Source organism: Curvibacter sp. AEP1-3 (assembly GCF_002163715.1).
Taxonomy (GTDB): Bacteria; Pseudomonadota; Gammaproteobacteria; order Burkholderiales; family Burkholderiaceae_C; genus Allorhodoferax.
The window spans coordinates 2,095,001-2,112,469 of record NZ_CP015698.1 but is presented as its reverse complement, the minus strand read 5'-3'; the positions used below and the strand labels follow the sequence as shown (position 1 = coordinate 2,112,469).

Here is a 17,469-nt window from a genome sequence, read left to right as displayed (position 1 = left end):
CACATTCGAGGTATTCACGTGTCAGCAAAACCTGAAGCGGCAGATGCCGCCAAACCGCCAGCCAAGAGCAAGAAGATGCTGATCATCATCGTGGCGGCTGTGCTCGTGCTGGTCTTGGGTGGTGGTGGTGCCTTTTTCTTTATCAGTAAACAGCATGCCGCGGCAGAAGACGGTGAGGAGGCGGCGCCGCCTCCCAAGGCTGCGGCGCATGCAGCACCCAAAACACCACCGGTGTACCTTCCCATGGATTCCATGGTCGTCAATCTGGCAGACCCCGGTGGCGAGCGTGTCGCTCAGATCGGTATCACTCTGGAAGTGATCGATGCCAAGGCTTCGGATTCGGTGAAGGCTTATTTGCCTACGATCCGCAGCAGCGTGTTGATGCTCATTTCCCAGCGGACCGCCGACGAGTTGCTCAAGGCGGAAGGCAAAGAGAAGTTGGTAGAGGACATATTGAAAGCAGCTTCAGTGCCGTTTGGCGGTGGTGAAGAGGAAGAGGAGTCCACCTCCAAGAAGAAAAAGAAGAAAGTGGTGCATGTGGAGTACTCTGTCACCGGCGTTTTGTTTTCGAGTTTTATCGTTCAGTAAAGGAACTGTGGGCTTGCTATGAGCGAATCGTTTCTTTCCCAGGAAGAAGTTGATGCCCTTCTGGAAGGCGTGACTGGTGAGAGCCAGAAGACCGTAGAAGAGGCAGCGGAGCACGGGGAAGTCCGTGCTTACAACATCTCCAGCCAGGAGCGAATCGTCCGTGGGCGCATGCCTACGATGGAAATCGTGAATGAGCGGTTTGCCCGGAATTTGCGGGTCGGGTTGTTCAACTTCATTCGCCGTAGCCCTGAGATTTCTGTCGGTCCGGTGGTGGTGCAGCGCTACAGCGCGTTCTTGCGTGAATTGGCTGTGCCCACCAACTTCAATATCGTGGCGATCAGGCCCTTGCGGGGTAGTGGTTTGGTGGTTTGCGAACCTGCATTGGTTTTTGGTGTCATTGACACCTTGTACGGTGGCATCGGAAAGTTCCAGACGCGTATTGAAGGGCGGGACTTTTCGGCCACAGAACAGCGCGTGATCAACCGCTTGGTGGATGTGATCACCACGGAATACAAAAAGGCTTGGAAGGGCATCTACCCTCTGGAGCTGGAATATCAGCGCTCGGAGATGCAGCCCCAATTCGCGAACATCGCGACACCCAGCGAAATTGTGATCTCCACATCTTTCCAGTTGGAAATCGGGGATATCACGGGCGCCATTCATTTCAGCTTCCCGTATTCAACGCTGGAGCCGATCCGGGATGTTCTGTATTCCTCTACCCAAGGGGATTCGATTGAAGTAGACCGCCGTTGGGTGAATGTGCTTACCCGAGAAATCCAAGCAGCAGAAGTCACTATCGTTGCCGAACTGGCCAGAGCAGATGCCACCGTTGAGCAGTTATTGGGCATGAAGAAAGGCGACTTTATCGAACTGGACCGTGCGCCAAGGATTCAGGCAACCGTAGACGGTGTGCCCATTTTCGAGTGCCAGTACGGCACTCACAATTCGAAGTACGCGATACGCATTGAAAAAGCACTTCGCGGCAATGACCAAAACTGGTTGGGAGAACGCAATGGCATCTGAAGATAAACCCGACGAAGTTCAAGGTGCTGCCGACGACGGCATGGCAGACTGGGCGGAGGCCCTTCTGGAGCAAAAATCCAGCGACGGAGCGGGAGATGCTGCTCCCGGCGGTCCGCTCTCGGGGGACACTCCGAAGCCATTCACCTCGGGTGGCGATGGGCATGTCAACGACATCAACATGGTGTTGGACATACCTGTTCAGCTCTCCGTTGAGCTAGGACGCACCAAAGTGCCCATCAAACACATATTGCAGTTGGGCCAGGGTTCAGTCGTTGAGCTGGATGCGCTTGCGGGTGAGCCCATGGACGTTCTGGTCAATGGATATTTGATCGCTCAAGGTGAGGTCGTCGTGGTCAATGACAAGTTCGGTATACGATTGACGGATGTCGTGACACCGTCTGAACGGTTGAAGCGAGTCAGTAGAAACTAAACGGCAGTTGCCGATGTCATTGCAACTCTTACCTGTAATTCTTTTCCTTATTGCGCTGGCCTGCGTTCCCTTTTTGATTCGTTGGCTGAAGGCCCGAGTGCCATCGTCTTCCCGCTTGGGTGGGGCACAAAGCCGGTTTGTTTCGGCGGTTGCCGTCGGGCCACACCAACGGGTTGTTACCGTTGAAGTGGGGCCCCTGCATAACCGCGTATGGCTGACTTTGGGCGTGAGCGCGAACGGCATTCAATGCCTGCACACTGCCACAGCACCTGTTGAGCCTCAGGAGTCGATGGAAATTCCAACGGTGCCAGGAAGGATCTCTTGAAATGACCGGTGCTTCCTCTTCGGTCATTCGTCAGTTGGGTTTGGCTTCACTCGGCGTGGTTGCGTTGCTTGCCTCCGCTTCGGCATTTGCACAGGCTCCCGGTCAATTACCCTTATTGGTAGGGACAGGGGAGAGCGGCGTCAATTTCTCAGTTCCCATCCAGACACTTCTGTTTTTCACAGCACTCTCGTTCATACCCGCTTTGCTGTTGATGATGACGGGTTTCACCCGGATCGTGATTGTCCTGTCCTTGTTGCGTCAGGCGCTGGGAACCCAATCAGCCCCCCCAAATCAGGTGATTGTGGGCTTGTCCCTGTTTTTGACTTTCTTTGTCATGGGGCCCACCTTCGATCGGATTTATGCCGATGCCTACCAGCCTTACTCACAGGGCACGATGTCATTCGATCAGGCGCTTCAAAAAGCAGAGGTTCCCATCCGAAGCTTTATGGTGAAGCAGACTCGCCAGTCGGACTTCTCACTTTTTGCAAAGCTCGCGAAGCTTCCGCCGGATATGAAGGCGGACACGGCACCCATTCGCGTGTTGGTGCCGGCGTTTGTGATCAGTGAGTTGAAGTCAGCGTTCCAGATCGGATTCATGATTTTCATCCCGTTCCTGGTGATTGATATTGTGGTGGCCAGCGTATTGATGTCGCTAGGCATGATGATGCTCTCCCCGGTGTTGGTCGCTCTGCCATTCAAACTGATGCTTTTCGTGCTAGCAGACGGGTGGAACCTTCTGATTGGCTCGCTGGCTGCGAGTTTTGTAACCTGAGGTATCGACCATGAACGCGCAAACCGTTTTGACCATGGGGCAAGAAGCCTTGTTGATGCTTTTGATGGTGTCAGCGCCGGTGTTGGGCGCGGCCCTTGTGGTCGGTTTGCTGGTCAGCCTTTTTCAAGCGGTCACCCAGATTCACGAGGCGACTCTGGCATTCGTTCCCAAGTTGCTGGCAGTTATTGCTGTGTTTGCGATTGCTGGTCCGTGGATGCTGACCATGCTGGTGGAGTACATCCGTCGAATGCTGGAGGCCATTCCGGCGTCCGTGGTGTGACAGGGTGAACCTGTGATCTCATTTGATGAAGCCCAGATTGCGCAGTGGCTATCACCGATCATCTGGCCTTTCTTGAGAGTCCTGGCCGTTTTTACGTCTGCGCCGGTACTTTCTTCCCGGGCTTTTCCCATGCGGGCAAAGATTGGTTTATCGCTTCTGGTCGCCCTGGCTATTCAGGCCAGTCTGCCGGATGCGCCCGTCATTTCGTTTAATGACCCCGCTGCGCTCGCAGTCGTCATTCAGCAAGTCGTTATCGGTTTATCGATTGGCTTTGCCGTTCGCCTGGTGTTCTCTTCTGTTGAGCTAGCAGGGGAAGTGGTGGGTTTTCAGATGGGATTGAACTTCGCCGCGTTTTTCGATCCATCCATGAACACGCAGTCCAGTGCGGTTGCGAGATTCTTTGCGCAGATCGCTTCCTTGCTTTTTGTGGTGATGAATGGGCACCTGATGGTGATGATGGCAGTCACCCAGAGTTTCGTCGCTTTTCCTGTGTCGCCACATTTTTTGGATGCATTGGCAGCTATGCAGCTTCAAAAGCTGGGGGCAGAAGTCTTCGCAAGTGCCCTTTGGATTGCGCTGCCCATGGTCGGTATCCTGCTGTTCACCAACATGGCTCTAGGGATCATCTCGCGCGTTTCACCTCAAATGAACATTTTTGCCATTGGTTTCCCCATCACACTCGTCGTCGGAATTGTGGGGATCGCCGTGACGCTGCCCATGCTGGACCAACCCTTTACGGCTTTGATGGGGAAGGTGATCGGACTTTTTGTATCCAGTTAAGGCCTAGACGAGGGCGTTGCGAATGGCATACACGGTAAGTTCTGCATTGTTGCTAAGCGCGAGTTTTTCCAGCAGTCGGGCTCGATAGACGCTTACGGTCTTTGGGCTCAGCATGAGCTCTTCCGCTATGTCCGAGAGTTTTTTACCTGAAGCAATTTTGATCAGTGTCTGCAGCTCTCGCTCTGAAAGTCTGGAGTGCAGAGTCTCTTCGCTGGGAGTAGCGAGTTGATTCACCAGCATCTCTGAAACTTCCGGCGTAACGTATTTCCGGCCGGAATGGATGGTGCGGACCGCCTTCGCTAAATCTGCAGGATCGCCTGCCTTGTTCAAATAGCCGGATGCTCCGGCACGGAGGCACCGGATGGCGTACTGGTCCTCTGCGAACATGGAAACGACGAGGGTTCTGACATGGGGGTGAGACTCCTTGACGGCTGCAAGGACTTCCAGCCCACTTCGGCCAGGTAGATTGAGGTCAAGTACCAGTACTTCGCAGGCCGCGGATTTGAGCGTTTCCTTGAGTTCCGGATAGCTGCCTGCCTCACCGGTGACCTCTATCCCGCCCGAGTCGACGAGTGTGTCACGGATACCCCTGCGGATCATTGCATGGTCATCGCACAAAACGACTTGGATCATGGGTTCTTCGGCGTTGTAGGGTTGATAAGGTGATGCTGGAGTGGCAATGTCAACGTGATGGATGTGCCCCGTCCCGGAGTGCTGCTGACATCAAGCCAACCACCTATGTTTTTCGCTCTTTCGCTGAGTCCTTTGAGGCCGAAGCCAGCAGTTTTTTTGAGTCGCGTCATTTCAAATCCGGGGCCATTGTCGGAGACTTCAACGGTGAGTCCGTCACCGCCGTCGGCGATGTCTATCAACACATCAGCCTCGGGCGCATATTTGCTGATGTTGGTCAGCGATTCTTGAACAACCCGGTATGCGGTCAAACGAGCGCCATCATTGAGTGCGGTCTCGTTTTCCAGCCTGCAATTGAGAAGTACCCGACGTCCAACGCGTTTAGAGTGGGCCTCGGTCAACCATTGCACGCTGGCTGCCAAGCCTTGATCAAGTATCGCTGGACGAGTGTTTTGCATGATGCGTTGGGTGGCTGTAAGGGCTTGCCCCACCATCTGCTGCATGGCGCTAACTCTTTCGAGTATTTCCGGGGACTCCGAGTGGCGCTTCATCCAGGCGACATCGAGCTTCATTGCGGCGAGTGCGCCGCCGATTTCATCGTGAATTTCTCTTGAAATGGCCGCTCGTTCTTGTTCCAGCGAACTTTGCAAGTGCCTTGCGAGCTCAGAGATGCGAAGCTCCGATTCTTGAAGGGCGTCGGCCGTTCGCTGTCTTTCTTTCTCGCTTTGGTGCAGTTTTAGGGCGCGCAGAATGACTCTTGCCAATTCCTTGAGATTGTCTTTGTGCAAATAGTCCGTGATTCCACTCTGGATGGCTGCGACAGCCGCTGCTTCCCCGATGGCACCTGAAACGATGACGCAAGGCGGAGTGGCGCTCAGTTTTGATAGTTCGGCCCAAGCGTCCATGGCAGTAAAGCCGGGAAGCCTGTAATCCATGAGCACTATGTCGAACTCTTGTCCCATTAAAGACGCAAGCAAGCTCTGTTTGTCATCGGCTCGCGCAATACTGAAGTGGAGTTGGCTGCCTGCCAGTGCCCGCTTGACGAGCAAGTGGTCGGCGTCTGAATCCTCTAAGTGCAGTACTTTTACAGGGTTACCCAGTGGATTGGACTCGTGTTTCAGGGCTATCATGCGTTTCATTATGTGCTGCCAGTGCTAAACCCAAAGTTTTTGTTCTGTCAAAGTAATTGATTTTTCCCCAAAATTCGTGAATCCTGCTAATCTACGCATCTTGATTAACTCAAAGCTCATGAATCCGGCGTAGGATAGCGAACAAGACAGGCACTGAGGAAGAATGACAATGGAACCATCGTTGACGCCACCTGCTGCTCCGGCTGTTCAGCTGCCTGTGATGCTGGTCGCCGAAGTGCAAGATTCCTTGCTAGTTGTCGTGCATGATTTGACTCGGCTTGACGGCTTGCTTGCGCACACTATGGAAAACCTCATGGAGCGGTTTACCACGGCGAGTGCCAACCTGTCTTCTCCCGCTTTGGGGCACTCTGAAGAGCTGGACCGGGTTCGTAGTGCCCTGCACGCCGCGGTCACTGAGCTTCAATTCCAGGACATGGCATCTCAGCTTATCGTTCACACCTCGAAAATTTTGCAAGGGTGTGCCTACCGATTAGCTTCCGAATCAATGGGTAATGAAGACGGTGAGGCAGTGCCTTTCGTTGAAGAAGTGCCGGAACGTCCCAATCCAGTTACTCAAGATGAAATGGACGCCGGTTCCATTGAGCTCTTTTAATCCAAACCACAATTTCCCCCGCGTTTTTTTCGGAGCCTCTCATGCCTTTAATACTTGCTGTTGACGATTCCCCCTCCATGCGAAAGATGGTTTCTTTCACCTTGACCGGTGCGGGGTACCAAGTCGTGGAAGCTGTGGATGGTCAGGATGCGTACGAAAAAGCGCAAACGCAGACATTTGATTTGGTTCTGACGGATCAAAACATGCCCAGGCTGGATGGCCTTGGTTTAACTCGAAAGCTGCGGGAGCATCCTCAGTTCAAAACGACCCCGATTCTCATGCTGACTACTGAGTCGAGTGATCTGATGAAGCAGGCCGGTCGCGCTGCGGGTGCCACAGGTTGGTTGGTAAAGCCGTTTGATCCGGCAAAGCTGCTGGACGTCATCAAAAAGGTTATTCGCTAGATTGGGTGGGACGTCGTTGGGTTCTCAATAACAGGAGCTAGGTATGGCCGAGACGCATCAAGATGGTGGGGCTGGTGGTGACTTTGATCTGAGTCAGTTTTATCAAATCTTCTTTGAAGAGGCGGGCGAAAACTTGGATCAGATGGAGCAAATGCTCCTCAACCTGAATCTGGAAACAGCGGATGACGAAGAACTGAATGGAATTTTCCGCTGTGCGCACTCGGTCAAGGGGGGGGCAGCGACATTCGGATTTGCTGACGTCGCTGAACTGACGCATCAGATGGAGTCTTTGTTGGACAGGCTTCGCAGGCATGAATTGCAGCCTACGGCGGCAATGGTCGACGTGCTTTTGGAGTCTGCCGATGCCTCGCGTAGCTTGTTGGCGCGTCATCAAGCAGGTGATGAGGGCGAGGCTCTCCCAACAGCCGACTTGGTAAAGCGTATCAGCGTATTGGCAGCAGGCGGAACTTTGGAAGTCCAGAAACCAGTCGCTGCACCAGTGGTGCCAAAACAAGAAGCCCCAGTCAGCAAAGCAAAAGCATCTGGCCCTCGTAGTCTCCAAATAACTGTGGGGCCGTTGGACAAGCCTGAGCAAGCGGATGCCATACAAGAGCTTTTTCGGGACATTCCGGGGCTGGGTGACATCAAGCCTGTTGTGTCGCCTAAAGCCGGTTTCCGCGTTTTTCAAGCGGAAACATCTTCTACTGATGAAGAGTTGCTGGATCTGTTCGCTTTCCATGTTTCCAGAGAGAAGGTTCAGATTGAGATCACCGGAGGGCAACCACATGCGGATCCAGGTTTCGGTTTCTTTGATGGCGCTGCTGGGGCCCCCGCTGTGGCTAGTGGCACCGCCGAAACGAAGGGAGCGCCGGAGGCTGGTTTCGGTTTCTTTGATGGCTCTCCCGGAGCGCCCGGTGTTTCGGTTGAGCCAATAGCTGCTCCATCTGTCGCACAAGAGGTCGCTACCGTTGCGAAAGTCCCTGCCAAAGTTAACCCGGCAGCCGTGGCACAGCCTGAAGCGGCAACTATTCGGGTTGCGATCAGCAAGGTTGATCAGCTTATCAACCTTGTTGGAGAGCTTGTAATTACACAAGCAATGCTTGCTCAGAACAGCAGAGCATTGGACCCTGCCGTGTACCAGCAGCTGTTAACCGGATTGGCGGATCTGGATCGGAATACCAGAGATCTTCAAGAGTCTGTGATGTCGATTCGGATGATTCCAATGTCGATCGTTTTCAGCCGGTTTCCACGCATGTTGCGTGACTTGGCCGGTAAGCTGGGCAAGAAAGTGGAATTTGTAACCCAAGGTGAAGCTACTGAGTTGGACAAAGGCTTGGTTGAGAAAATTACCGACCCATTGACTCACCTTGTGCGCAATAGTTGTGATCATGGTATCGAGATGCCAGCAGAGCGCATAGCTGCTGGCAAGTCGGAGTCCGGCACGATTACCTTGTCTGCCTCACACCAAGGCGGATCCATCGTGATCGAAGTGCGTGATGACGGCCGAGGACTTTCGCGTACAAAAATTTTGAATAAAGCCAGAGAGCGTGGACTTGACGTTTCGGATCAAATGTCTGACGCAGAGGTTTGGCAACTAATCTTTGCGCCCGGCTTCTCAACTGCGGCAGTGGTTACGGATGTCTCGGGTCGCGGGGTGGGCATGGATGTGGTGAAGAAGAACATTACCGCGTTGAACGGCACTGTGGATATCGATTCCGCTGAAGGCTACGGCATGAAGGTGTCGGTGCGCTTGCCACTCACGCTCGCCATCATGGATGGCATGTCTGTAGGAGTGGGAGAAGAGGTCTACATACTCCCACTTTCCTCTGTTATCGAGTCTTTCCAAGTTAAGGCAGATGCAGTAAGTACAGTGGGGCAGGGTTCTCAGCTGGTAAAAGTGCGCGATGAATACATGCCAGTGATTGAGTTGGAAAAGGTGTTTCAAATCCCGCGCTTCGACTTTGAAAAGTCCAGTGACATCATGGTTGTCGTTGAGGCTGACGGTAGCCGAGTTGCACTTTTGGTCGATGAGCTTCTGGGGCAGCAACAGGTTGTTGTTAAGAACCTTGAATCCAACTATCGGAAGGTGCCTAACGTTTCCGGAGCTACGATTTTGGGAGATGGCAAAGTCGCGCTCATTCTCGATACTGGTGCACTTGTGCGCCGGTCACGTCATTGAAATGCTGCTCTAGGAGTCTCTCATGGGAATGATGGAAAAACTTAATGATCTCACCACAAGTGGTGCGCGCGAATATTTGACTTTTCGCTTGGATCAAGAGGAGTATGGCATTGACATATTGAAGGTCCAAGAGATACGTGGCTATGAACCTCCGACGCGAGTCGCCAATGCTCCCAGTTTCATCAAGGGTGTTGTGAATTTGCGTGGAACGATTGTTCCAATCGTGGATATGCGATTGAAGTTCAATTGTGCGAAATCAGAATACAACTCCTTTACGGTCGTCATCGTTTTGAATTTGCGTAATCGAATCGTAGGTATCGTTGTTGATTCCGTGAGTGATGTGATGGAACTACCTCCTGAGAGTTTGAAGGCTGCACCAGATATCGAAAGTGTGATTGATAGTTCTGCAGTTCTAGGGCTTGGGTCTGTTGGCGAGCGAATGTTGATTTTGTTGGACATAGAGAAACTGATGTCCGCTCCAGAGATGGGGCTGGTCTCAATGTCTGAATGAGTTCGGATTAGGCAGAGACTTTTTCGTTTGATTACCATTGCATTCACTGTTGAAGGCTATTGATGGCATCTAGTTCGACAGACGACATGCAAGGCAGAGAGTTTGTTTGGACGAACTCCGACTTTGAACATGTTCAGAAGCTGATTTATCAAAGGGCAGGCATTAGCCTGCATGATGGCAAGCACGCAATGGTGTACAGCCGGTTATCCAGACGGCTTAGAGAGACGGGGCACCAAAGTTTTAAGGACTATCTCCGCTGGCTTGAATCAACTGATGGTCCAGAGTGGCAAGAGTTTGTAAACGCGCTCACAACGAACTTGACCTCATTCTTTAGAGAAGGACATCACTTTCAAATCCTGAGTGACTACTTGAAGTCAGACAAATTCACAGGCGAATGCAAAATTTGGTGTAGCGCTGCTTCCACAGGGGAAGAGCCATATTCCATAGCAATGACGGCTGTAGAGGCACTGGGTAGTACGAAGAATTTTTCATTGGCAGCCAGCGATATCGACTCGAAAGTTTTGCACGCTGCGGCGCAAGGGGTCTATCGTGCTGATGCTCTAAAGGGGATTGATCAAGGCCGATTGCAGCGGTTTTTCCTTAAGGGTAAAGCTGGAAATGCTGGCATGGCTCGTGTGAAGCCAGAGTTGCGAGAAAAAATCGATTTCTTGATGGTTAACTTGATCAAAAACGATTGGCCGTTCCGAGACCTTTTTGATGTCGTTTTTTGTCGCAATGTCATGATTTATTTTGATGCAGCGACACAAAGGCAGGTACTCGAGCGTATCCATAAAGTTATGAAGCCGGGAGGTTTGCTTTTTGTAGGGCATGCCGAAAACTTTAGTGATTCACGCGATCTTTTTGCCCTAAAGGGCAAAACTGTGTACGAGCGTGTTTAACCTCTTTTTGTGATTACGCTAACCATGGCCATGAACACTCCAAATATAGGCGGCTCGATGGTTCGTCAGCCAACGGCTCCGGCAGGTGCAAAAATCCTAGCGAACGGGCGTGTTTCCAGAGTAGATCAGCTTAAGGCCCAGCCCCGAAAGCCTGGGGAGGCCTCCTTTTTTTATGCAGATCACCATTTTCAGTACGATGCTGTGAAGGTGCTTCCTGGAGAGTATTTCGTCTCGAACGAAGAGATTGTCATCATGACGGTTCTTGGCTCCTGCATTGCTGCTTGTATTTGGGATGGGAAGGCTCGAATTGGTGGAATGAATCACTTCATGCTTCCGGATGGGGAGGGGGGGGACGGGTCTGGGCGATATGGCTCGTTTGCGATGGAATTGCTTATCAACGAAATGTTGAAGCTTGGCGCGCGCAGGGAAACGATGCAGGCCAAAGTCTTTGGCGGCGGTCAAGTGATGGCTGGTTTTACGACAATGAACGTGGGCGAACGGAACACCAAGTTTGTTTTAGATTATTTGTCGACGGAGCGTATTCCGGTGGTTTCCCAAGATGTCTTGGATATCCATCCGCGAAAAGTGTGTTTCTTTCCTACAAGTGGAAAAGCGTTAGTCAAGCGCCTTGCACACTCTCATCCTGAAACGCTCGTGGTGGAAGAGCGTAGAGGTAACGCAGCGACTGTAGCCAAATCTAATGCTGGTGGATCTGTTGATCTGTTTTGATTTTCAATGAAGAAAATACGTGTTGTGGTGGTGGACGATTCTGCTTTGGTGCGGAGTCTCTTAACGGAAATAATCAATAAGCAGCCAGATATGGAGTGCGTTGGGGCCGCGAATGATCCTCTGATTGCTAGGGAAATGATTCGAGAGTTAGACCCCGATGTCATTACGCTTGATATCGAGATGCCCAAAATGGACGGGTTGGAGTTTCTTTCGCGCCTGATGCGGCTGCGACCCATGCCCGTTGTCATGATTTCAACGCTTACAGAGCGTGGCGCCGAGGTTACGATGCGCGCCTTGGAGCTGGGCGCGGTGGATTTTGTTGCTAAGCCTCGGATTGGCTTAGTTGATGGAATTAAGGAGTTGTCCGTTAGCATCGTTGACAAAGTCAGGATTGCTTCCAAGGCTCACATCAAGCGCTCTTTCGCTCCTAAGTCGCAAGGTGCAGGCTCTTCGTCGCATGGTCTTGAGGTTCCCGCTTCAGTCCCGGTGCCTCTTGGACGAATCTCAACGGAGAAATTGGTTGCAGTCGGTGCGTCTACCGGCGGTACTGAGGCGATTAAAGAGGTTCTGATAAAGATGCCTGCAGATTCGCCGGGCATAGTTATTACGCAGCATATGCCGCCAGGATTCACGACGAGTTTCGCTGCTAGGCTAAACAGCCTTTGTCAGATCACTGTGCAGGAGGCTACAAACGGCACGCGAGTTCTACCTGGCCATGCCTATATCGCCCCCGGCGGAAAGCAATTCCGTATTGACCGAAGCGGCGCTAACTATGTTTGCGTTGTTGAGGATGCTGAGTTAGTTAATCGGCATCGTCCTTCTGTCGAGGTATTGTTCCAATCAGTTGCGAAATTCGTAGGACGCAACGCTATTGGAATCATGTTGACTGGGATGGGGAATGATGGCGCTCGGGCAATGAAAGAAATGAAAGACGCTGGCAGTTACAACTATGTGCAGGATGAGGCGTCTTGCATTGTGTTTGGGATGCCGCGCGAGGCGATCTTGGCGGGTGCTGCTGATGAGGTTCTGCCGCTTACGGATATTGCTGCTGCTGTGCTCTCTCGGCTTAAAGGCGCCGGTGATCGTTACCGCATTTGAATGCCTCAAGATTCGATGCTATGATTCCGGCCCAGTCTTGACGCTGCGTGCGGCGTTAAAAAAAGCAAGAAATCTTCGCTAAGTTTGACGGCGAACTAAAAAGTGTGTCATAATTTAAGGCTTCGCTGATCGCAGCAAGGCAAGAAGAAGATGGGAGTCTGCTTCTGATCATTAAAAATTTACAGCCGATAAGCGTGGGCGTTTGAAGGTGATTGCCAAGTTCTTTTGGAACTAGTCGCAAGACTTTAAACGCTCATGAGAATAGAAGTGAAGTTCACTTCAATTCCGTTTTTATGAGTTGCTCGAAAGAGCGAAAAAATTCAAGATCGAACTATAGAGTTTGATCCTGGCTCAGATTGAACGCTGGCGGCATGCCTTACACATGCAAGTCGAACGGCAGCACGGGAGCAATCCTGGTGGCGAGTGGCGAACGGGTGAGTAATATATCGGAACGTGCCCAGTCGTGGGGGATAACGTAGCGAAAGCTACGCTAATACCGCATACGATCTATGGATGAAAGCGGGGGATCGCAAGACCTCGCGCGATTGGAGCGGCCGATATCAGATTAGGTAGTTGGTGAGGTAAAGGCTCACCAAGCCGACGATCTGTAGCTGGTCTGAGAGGACGACCAGCCACACTGGGACTGAGACACGGCCCAGACTCCTACGGGAGGCAGCAGTGGGGAATTTTGGACAATGGGCGCAAGCCTGATCCAGCAATGCCGCGTGCAGGATGAAGGCCTTCGGGTTGTAAACTGCTTTTGTACGGAACGAAACGGCGAGCTCTAATACAGTTTGCTAATGACGGTACCGTAAGAATAAGCACCGGCTAACTACGTGCCAGCAGCCGCGGTAATACGTAGGGTGCGAGCGTTAATCGGAATTACTGGGCGTAAAGCGTGCGCAGGCGGTGATGTAAGACAGATGTGAAATCCCCGGGCTCAACCTGGGACCTGCATTTGTGACTGCATCGCTAGAGTACGGCAGAGGGGGATGGAATTCCGCGTGTAGCAGTGAAATGCGTAGATATGCGGAGGAACACCGATGGCGAAGGCAATCCCCTGGGCCTGTACTGACGCTCATGCACGAAAGCGTGGGGAGCAAACAGGATTAGATACCCTGGTAGTCCACGCCCTAAACGATGTCAACTGGTTGTTGGGTCTTCACTGACTCAGTAACGAAGCTAACGCGTGAAGTTGACCGCCTGGGGAGTACGGCCGCAAGGTTGAAACTCAAAGGAATTGACGGGGACCCGCACAAGCGGTGGATGATGTGGTTTAATTCGATGCAACGCGAAAAACCTTACCCACCTTTGACATGTACGGAAGTCGCTAGAGATAGCTTCGTGCTCGAAAGAGAGCCGTAACACAGGTGCTGCATGGCTGTCGTCAGCTCGTGTCGTGAGATGTTGGGTTAAGTCCCGCAACGAGCGCAACCCTTGTCATTAGTTGCTACATTCAGTTGGGCACTCTAATGAGACTGCCGGTGACAAACCGGAGGAAGGTGGGGATGACGTCAAGTCCTCATGGCCCTTATAGGTGGGGCTACACACGTCATACAATGGCTGGTACAAAGGGTTGCCAACCCGCGAGGGGGAGCTAATCCCATAAAGCCAGTCGTAGTCCGGATCGCAGTCTGCAACTCGACTGCGTGAAGTCGGAATCGCTAGTAATCGTGGATCAGAATGTCACGGTGAATACGTTCCCGGGTCTTGTACACACCGCCCGTCACACCATGGGAGCGGGTTCTGCCAGAAGTAGTTAGCCTAACCGTAAGGAGGGCGATTACCACGGCAGGGTTCGTGACTGGGGTGAAGTCGTAACAAGGTAGCCGTATCGGAAGGTGCGGCTGGATCACCTCCTTTCTGGAAAACTGCAATCTAATTTGAACGCTCACACTTATCGGTTGTTGGAAGGTTGTCGCTGACGATCAGCATTTGGGCTTAGGTTCATGCCTGGTCATTGGTGACCGGCTTGGGTCTGTAGCTCAGTTGGTTAGAGCACCGTCTTGATAAGGCGGGGGTCGTTGGTTCGAGACCAACCAGACCCACCATCGTCGTCCAATATACAGGTAGTGATTGGGAAATACGGGGGATTAGCTCAGCTGGGAGAGCACCTGCTTTGCAAGCAGGGGGTCGTCGGTTCGATCCCGTCATCCTCCACCAAACTTCTCGATACTTATAACGTCAACACCAAAGTGGCTTTGCATTGCTTGCAATGAAAAGGCTACTTTGTTGTTGATCAAGATCTCTTGATCAACCGGCTGTTCTTTAACAATTTATAGAGTTTAATCAGCGTTGCTAGCAATATAAGCTGCGCCAAGGAAACTGCACATTCGTAAAGGTTTAGTGCAGACCGTGCCTTGCGTAGTGGCTAGCAACATATTTGATTGCGTCAAAATGAATATCAAACTTCACGTTTGAATTCGAGTTATTCAAGTTAAATTGAATACGGCATAACGCGACAGGTGAGAGACCTGTCAAACATTCCTTGAAGATGACTTGGATACTCGAGAGAGTGGTCAAAGTTATAGGGTCAAGTGAATAAGAGCATGTGGTGGATGCCTTGGCAATGATAGGCGACGAAGGACGTGATAGCCTGCGATAAGCTTCGGGGAGCTGGCAAATAAGCTTTGATCCGGAGATTTCCGAATGGGGAAACCCACCGAAAGGTATCGCATGATGAATACATAGTCATGCGAGGCGAACCGGGTGAACTGAAACATCTCAGTAGCTCGAGGAAAAGACATCAACCGAGATTCCGAAAGTAGTGGCGAGCGAAATCGGAGAAGCCTGCAAGTGATAGCACAAGACATAACGGAACAGCCTGGAAATGCTGGCCATAGCGGGTGATAGCCCCGTACGTGAAATGACCTGTGTGGTACTGAGCTTGCGAAAAGTAGGGCGGGACACGAGAAATCCTGTCTGAATATGGGGGGACCATCCTCCAAGGCTAAATACTCATCATTGACCGATAGTGAACTAGTACCGTGAGGGAAAGGCGAAAAGAACCCCGGGAGGGGAGTGAAATAGATCCTGAAACCGCATGCTTACAAAAAGTAGGAGCCCGCAAGGGTGACTGCGTACCTTTTGTATAATGGGTCAGCGACTTACATTCAGTGGCAAGGTTAACCGAATAGGGAAGCCGTAGAGAAATCGAGTCCGAATAGGGCGTCTAGTCGCTGGGTGTAGACCCGAAACCAAGTGATCTATCCATGGCCAGGATGAAGGTGCCGTAACAGGTACTGGAGGTCCGAACCGACTAGTGTTGCAAAACTAGCGGATGAGCTGTGGATAGGGGTGAAAGGCTAAACAAACTTGGAAATAGCTGGTTCTCTCCGAAAACTATTTAGGTAGTGCCTCAAGTATTACCTGCGGGGGTAGAGCACTGTTTTGGCTAGGGGGTCATGGCGACTTACCAAACCAATGCAAACTCCGAATACCGCAGAGTACAGCTTGGGAGACAGAGCACCGGGTGCTAACGTCCGGACTCAAGAGGGAAACAACCCAGACCGCCAGCTAAGGTCCCTAAAATTGGCTAAGTGGGAAACGAAGTGGGAAGGCTAAAACAGTCAGGATGTTGGCTTAGAAGCAGCCATCATTTAAAGAAAGCGTAATAGCTCACTGATCGAGTCGTCCTGCGCGGAAGATGTAACGGGGCTAAGCCAGTTACCGAAGCTGCGGATTTGCAATTTATTGCAAGTGGTAGGAGAGCGTTCTGTAAGCCTGTGAAGGTGCGTTGTAAAGCGTGCTGGAGGTATCAGAAGTGCGAATGCTGACATGAGTAGCGTTAAAGGGGGTGAAAAGCCCCCTCGCCGTAAGCGCAAGGTTTTCTACGCAACGTTCATCGGCGTAGAGTGAGTCGGCCCCTAAGGCGAGGCAGAGATGCGTAGCTGATGGGAAACAGGTCAATATTCCTGTACCGATGTGTAGTGCGATGTGGGGACGGAGAAGGTTAACTCAGCCAACTGTTGGACATGTTGGTTCAAGCTTGTAGTCGTGCCTGGTAGGCAAATCCGCCGGGCTTAGATGAGGAGTGATAACGAGAGTGCTTGCACTCGAAGTGAGTGATACCCTGCTTCCAGGAAAAGCCACTAAGCTTCAGCTACACACGACCGTACCGCAAACCGACACTGGTGCGCGAGATGAGTATTCTAAGGCGCTTGAGAGAACTCGGGAGAAGGAACTCGGCAAATTGACACCGTAACTTCGGAAGAAGGTGTGCCTTTAGTAGGTGAAGTCCCTCGCGGATGGAGCCCAATGAGGTTGCAAAAAATCGGTGGCTGCGACTGTTTATTAAAAACACAGCACTCTGCAAACACGAAAGTGGACGTATAGGGTGTGACGCCTGCCCGGTGCTGGAAGATTAAATGATGGGGTGCAAGCTCTTGATTGAAGTCCCAGTAAACGGCGGCCGTAACTATAACGGTCCTAAGGTAGCGAAATTCCTTGTCGGGTAAGTTCCGACCTGCACGAATGGCGTAACGATGGCCACACTGTCTCCTCCCGAGACTCAGCGAAGTTGAAATGTTTGTGATGATGCAATCTCCCCGCGGAAAGACGGAAAGACCCCATGAACCTTTACTGTAGCTTTGTATTGGACTTTGAACAGATCTGTGTAGGATAGGTGGGAGGCTTTGAAGTAGGGTCGCTAGATCTTATGGAGCCAACGTTGAAATACCACCCTGGTGTGTTTGAGGTTCTAACCTAGGTCCATTATCTGGATCGGGGACAGTGCATGGTAGGCAGTTTGACTGGGGCGGTCTCCTCCCAAAGCGTAACGGAGGAGTTCGAAGGTACGCTAGTTACGGTCGGACATCGTGATGATAGTGCAATGGCATAAGCGTGCTTAACTGCGAGACTGACAAGTCGAGCAGATGCGAAAGCAGGACATAGTGATCCGGTGGTTCTGTATGGAAGGGCCATCGCTCAACGGATAAAAGGTACTCTGGGGATAACAGGCTGATACCGCCCAAGAGTTCATATCGACGGCGGTGTTTGGCACCTCGATGTCGGCTCATCTCATCCTGGGGCTGTAGCCGGTCCCAAGGGTATGGCTGTTCGCCATTTAAAGAGGTACG

Annotated in this window: 16 protein-coding genes, 2 tRNA genes and 2 rRNA genes (1 of these 20 running past the window's edge); 18 read left to right on the top strand and 2 right to left on the bottom strand. The window is 51.9% G+C overall.

The features are described from left to right. Window positions 1–18 precede the first annotated feature (18 nt). The 7 genes from AEP_RS09800 to fliR are packed head-to-tail and all read left to right on the top strand — an operon-like array spanning window position 19 to window position 4,198. On the top strand, window positions 19–588 hold the full coding sequence (locus tag AEP_RS09800; protein ID WP_232459979.1) for a flagellar basal body-associated FliL family protein: 570 nt from the start codon (window positions 19–21) through the stop codon (window positions 586–588). 18 nt (window positions 589–606) lie between these two features. After that, on the top strand, window positions 607–1,611 hold the full coding sequence (gene fliM, locus AEP_RS09795) for a flagellar motor switch protein FliM (protein WP_087495204.1): 1,005 nt from the start codon (window positions 607–609) through the stop codon (window positions 1,609–1,611). Then, a complete protein-coding gene (fliN, locus tag AEP_RS09790) occupies window positions 1,601–2,041 on the top strand; it encodes a flagellar motor switch protein FliN (RefSeq protein WP_087495203.1) in 441 nt (146 codons plus the stop codon). The genes fliM and fliN overlap by 11 nt, the downstream gene beginning before the upstream one ends. A gap of 13 nt (window positions 2,042–2,054) precedes the next feature. After that, window positions 2,055–2,366, top strand: a complete 312-nt coding sequence (locus tag AEP_RS09785) for a FliO/MopB family protein (protein WP_087495202.1) — start codon at window positions 2,055–2,057, stop codon at window positions 2,364–2,366. Between the two features lies 1 nt (window position 2,367). Beyond that, the gene (gene fliP / locus AEP_RS09780) at window positions 2,368–3,138 is read left to right on the top strand and encodes a flagellar type III secretion system pore protein FliP (RefSeq protein WP_087495201.1); all 771 of its coding nucleotides are present in this window, start codon (window positions 2,368–2,370) and stop codon (window positions 3,136–3,138) included. A 10-nt stretch (window positions 3,139–3,148) separates the two neighbouring features. Further along, window positions 3,149–3,418, top strand: a complete 270-nt coding sequence (fliQ, locus tag AEP_RS09775; protein ID WP_087495200.1) for a flagellar biosynthesis protein FliQ — start codon at window positions 3,149–3,151, stop codon at window positions 3,416–3,418. Window positions 3,419–3,430: 12 nt separating this feature from the next. Next, window positions 3,431–4,198 carry a flagellar biosynthetic protein FliR gene (gene fliR, locus AEP_RS09770; RefSeq protein ID WP_087495199.1) on the top strand — a complete coding sequence of 256 codons (768 nt, stop codon included), beginning with the start codon at window positions 3,431–3,433 and terminating at the stop codon, window positions 4,196–4,198. 3 nt (window positions 4,199–4,201) lie between these two features. Here fliR and AEP_RS09765 read toward each other — a convergent pair whose 3' ends face one another. Next, window positions 4,202–4,831, bottom strand: a complete 630-nt coding sequence (locus tag AEP_RS09765; protein ID WP_087495198.1) for a response regulator — start codon at window positions 4,829–4,831, stop codon at window positions 4,202–4,204. Further along, window positions 4,828–5,967: a hybrid sensor histidine kinase/response regulator gene (locus tag AEP_RS09760; RefSeq protein ID WP_232459978.1), complete on the bottom strand. Its 1,140-nt coding sequence runs from the start codon at window positions 5,965–5,967 to the stop codon at window positions 4,828–4,830. The genes AEP_RS09765 and AEP_RS09760 overlap by 4 nt, the downstream gene beginning before the upstream one ends. A 160-nt stretch (window positions 5,968–6,127) precedes the next feature. On the opposite strand from AEP_RS09760, the gene AEP_RS09755 reads away from it, so the two are divergent. From AEP_RS09755 to AEP_RS09705, 11 genes are all read left to right on the top strand, one after another. After that, on the top strand, window positions 6,128–6,571 hold the full coding sequence (locus tag AEP_RS09755; protein ID WP_087495196.1) for a hypothetical protein: 444 nt from the start codon (window positions 6,128–6,130) through the stop codon (window positions 6,569–6,571). Window positions 6,572–6,612: 41 nt separating this feature from the next. After that, window positions 6,613–6,975 (top strand): response regulator, encoded by a 363-nt coding sequence (locus AEP_RS09750; protein WP_087495195.1) that lies wholly within the window; start codon window positions 6,613–6,615, stop codon window positions 6,973–6,975. A 43-nt stretch (window positions 6,976–7,018) separates the two neighbouring features. Next, on the top strand, window positions 7,019–9,154 hold the full coding sequence (locus tag AEP_RS09745; protein ID WP_087495194.1) for a chemotaxis protein CheA: 2,136 nt from the start codon (window positions 7,019–7,021) through the stop codon (window positions 9,152–9,154). A gap of 22 nt (window positions 9,155–9,176) precedes the next feature. Beyond that, window positions 9,177–9,665: a chemotaxis protein CheW gene (locus tag AEP_RS09740; protein WP_087495193.1), complete on the top strand. Its 489-nt coding sequence runs from the start codon at window positions 9,177–9,179 to the stop codon at window positions 9,663–9,665. 62 nt (window positions 9,666–9,727) lie between these two features. Then, on the top strand, window positions 9,728–10,564 hold the full coding sequence (locus AEP_RS09735; RefSeq protein ID WP_232459977.1) for a CheR family methyltransferase: 837 nt from the start codon (window positions 9,728–9,730) through the stop codon (window positions 10,562–10,564). Between the two features lie 57 nt (window positions 10,565–10,621). After that, entirely contained in the window at window positions 10,622–11,293 is a 672-nt protein-coding gene (gene cheD / locus AEP_RS09730) for a chemoreceptor glutamine deamidase CheD (RefSeq protein WP_232459998.1), read from the top strand. A gap of 6 nt (window positions 11,294–11,299) precedes the next feature. Next, window positions 11,300–12,391, top strand: coding sequence for a protein-glutamate methylesterase/protein-glutamine glutaminase (locus AEP_RS09725; protein ID WP_087495191.1), 1,092 nt, complete (start codon window positions 11,300–11,302; stop codon window positions 12,389–12,391). Window positions 12,392–12,719: 328 nt separating this feature from the next. After that, window positions 12,720–14,254, top strand: a 16S ribosomal RNA gene (locus tag AEP_RS09720). Window positions 14,255–14,365: 111 nt separating this feature from the next. Beyond that, window positions 14,366–14,442, top strand: a tRNA-Ile gene (locus AEP_RS09715). A gap of 36 nt (window positions 14,443–14,478) precedes the next feature. After that, window positions 14,479–14,554 (top strand) — tRNA-Ala (locus AEP_RS09710). A 368-nt stretch (window positions 14,555–14,922) separates the two neighbouring features. Further along, window positions 14,923–17,469 (top strand): 23S ribosomal RNA (locus tag AEP_RS09705); it runs 329 nt beyond the window's last position. Together the 16S and 23S rRNA genes with 2 tRNA genes alongside form the textbook arrangement of a ribosomal RNA operon.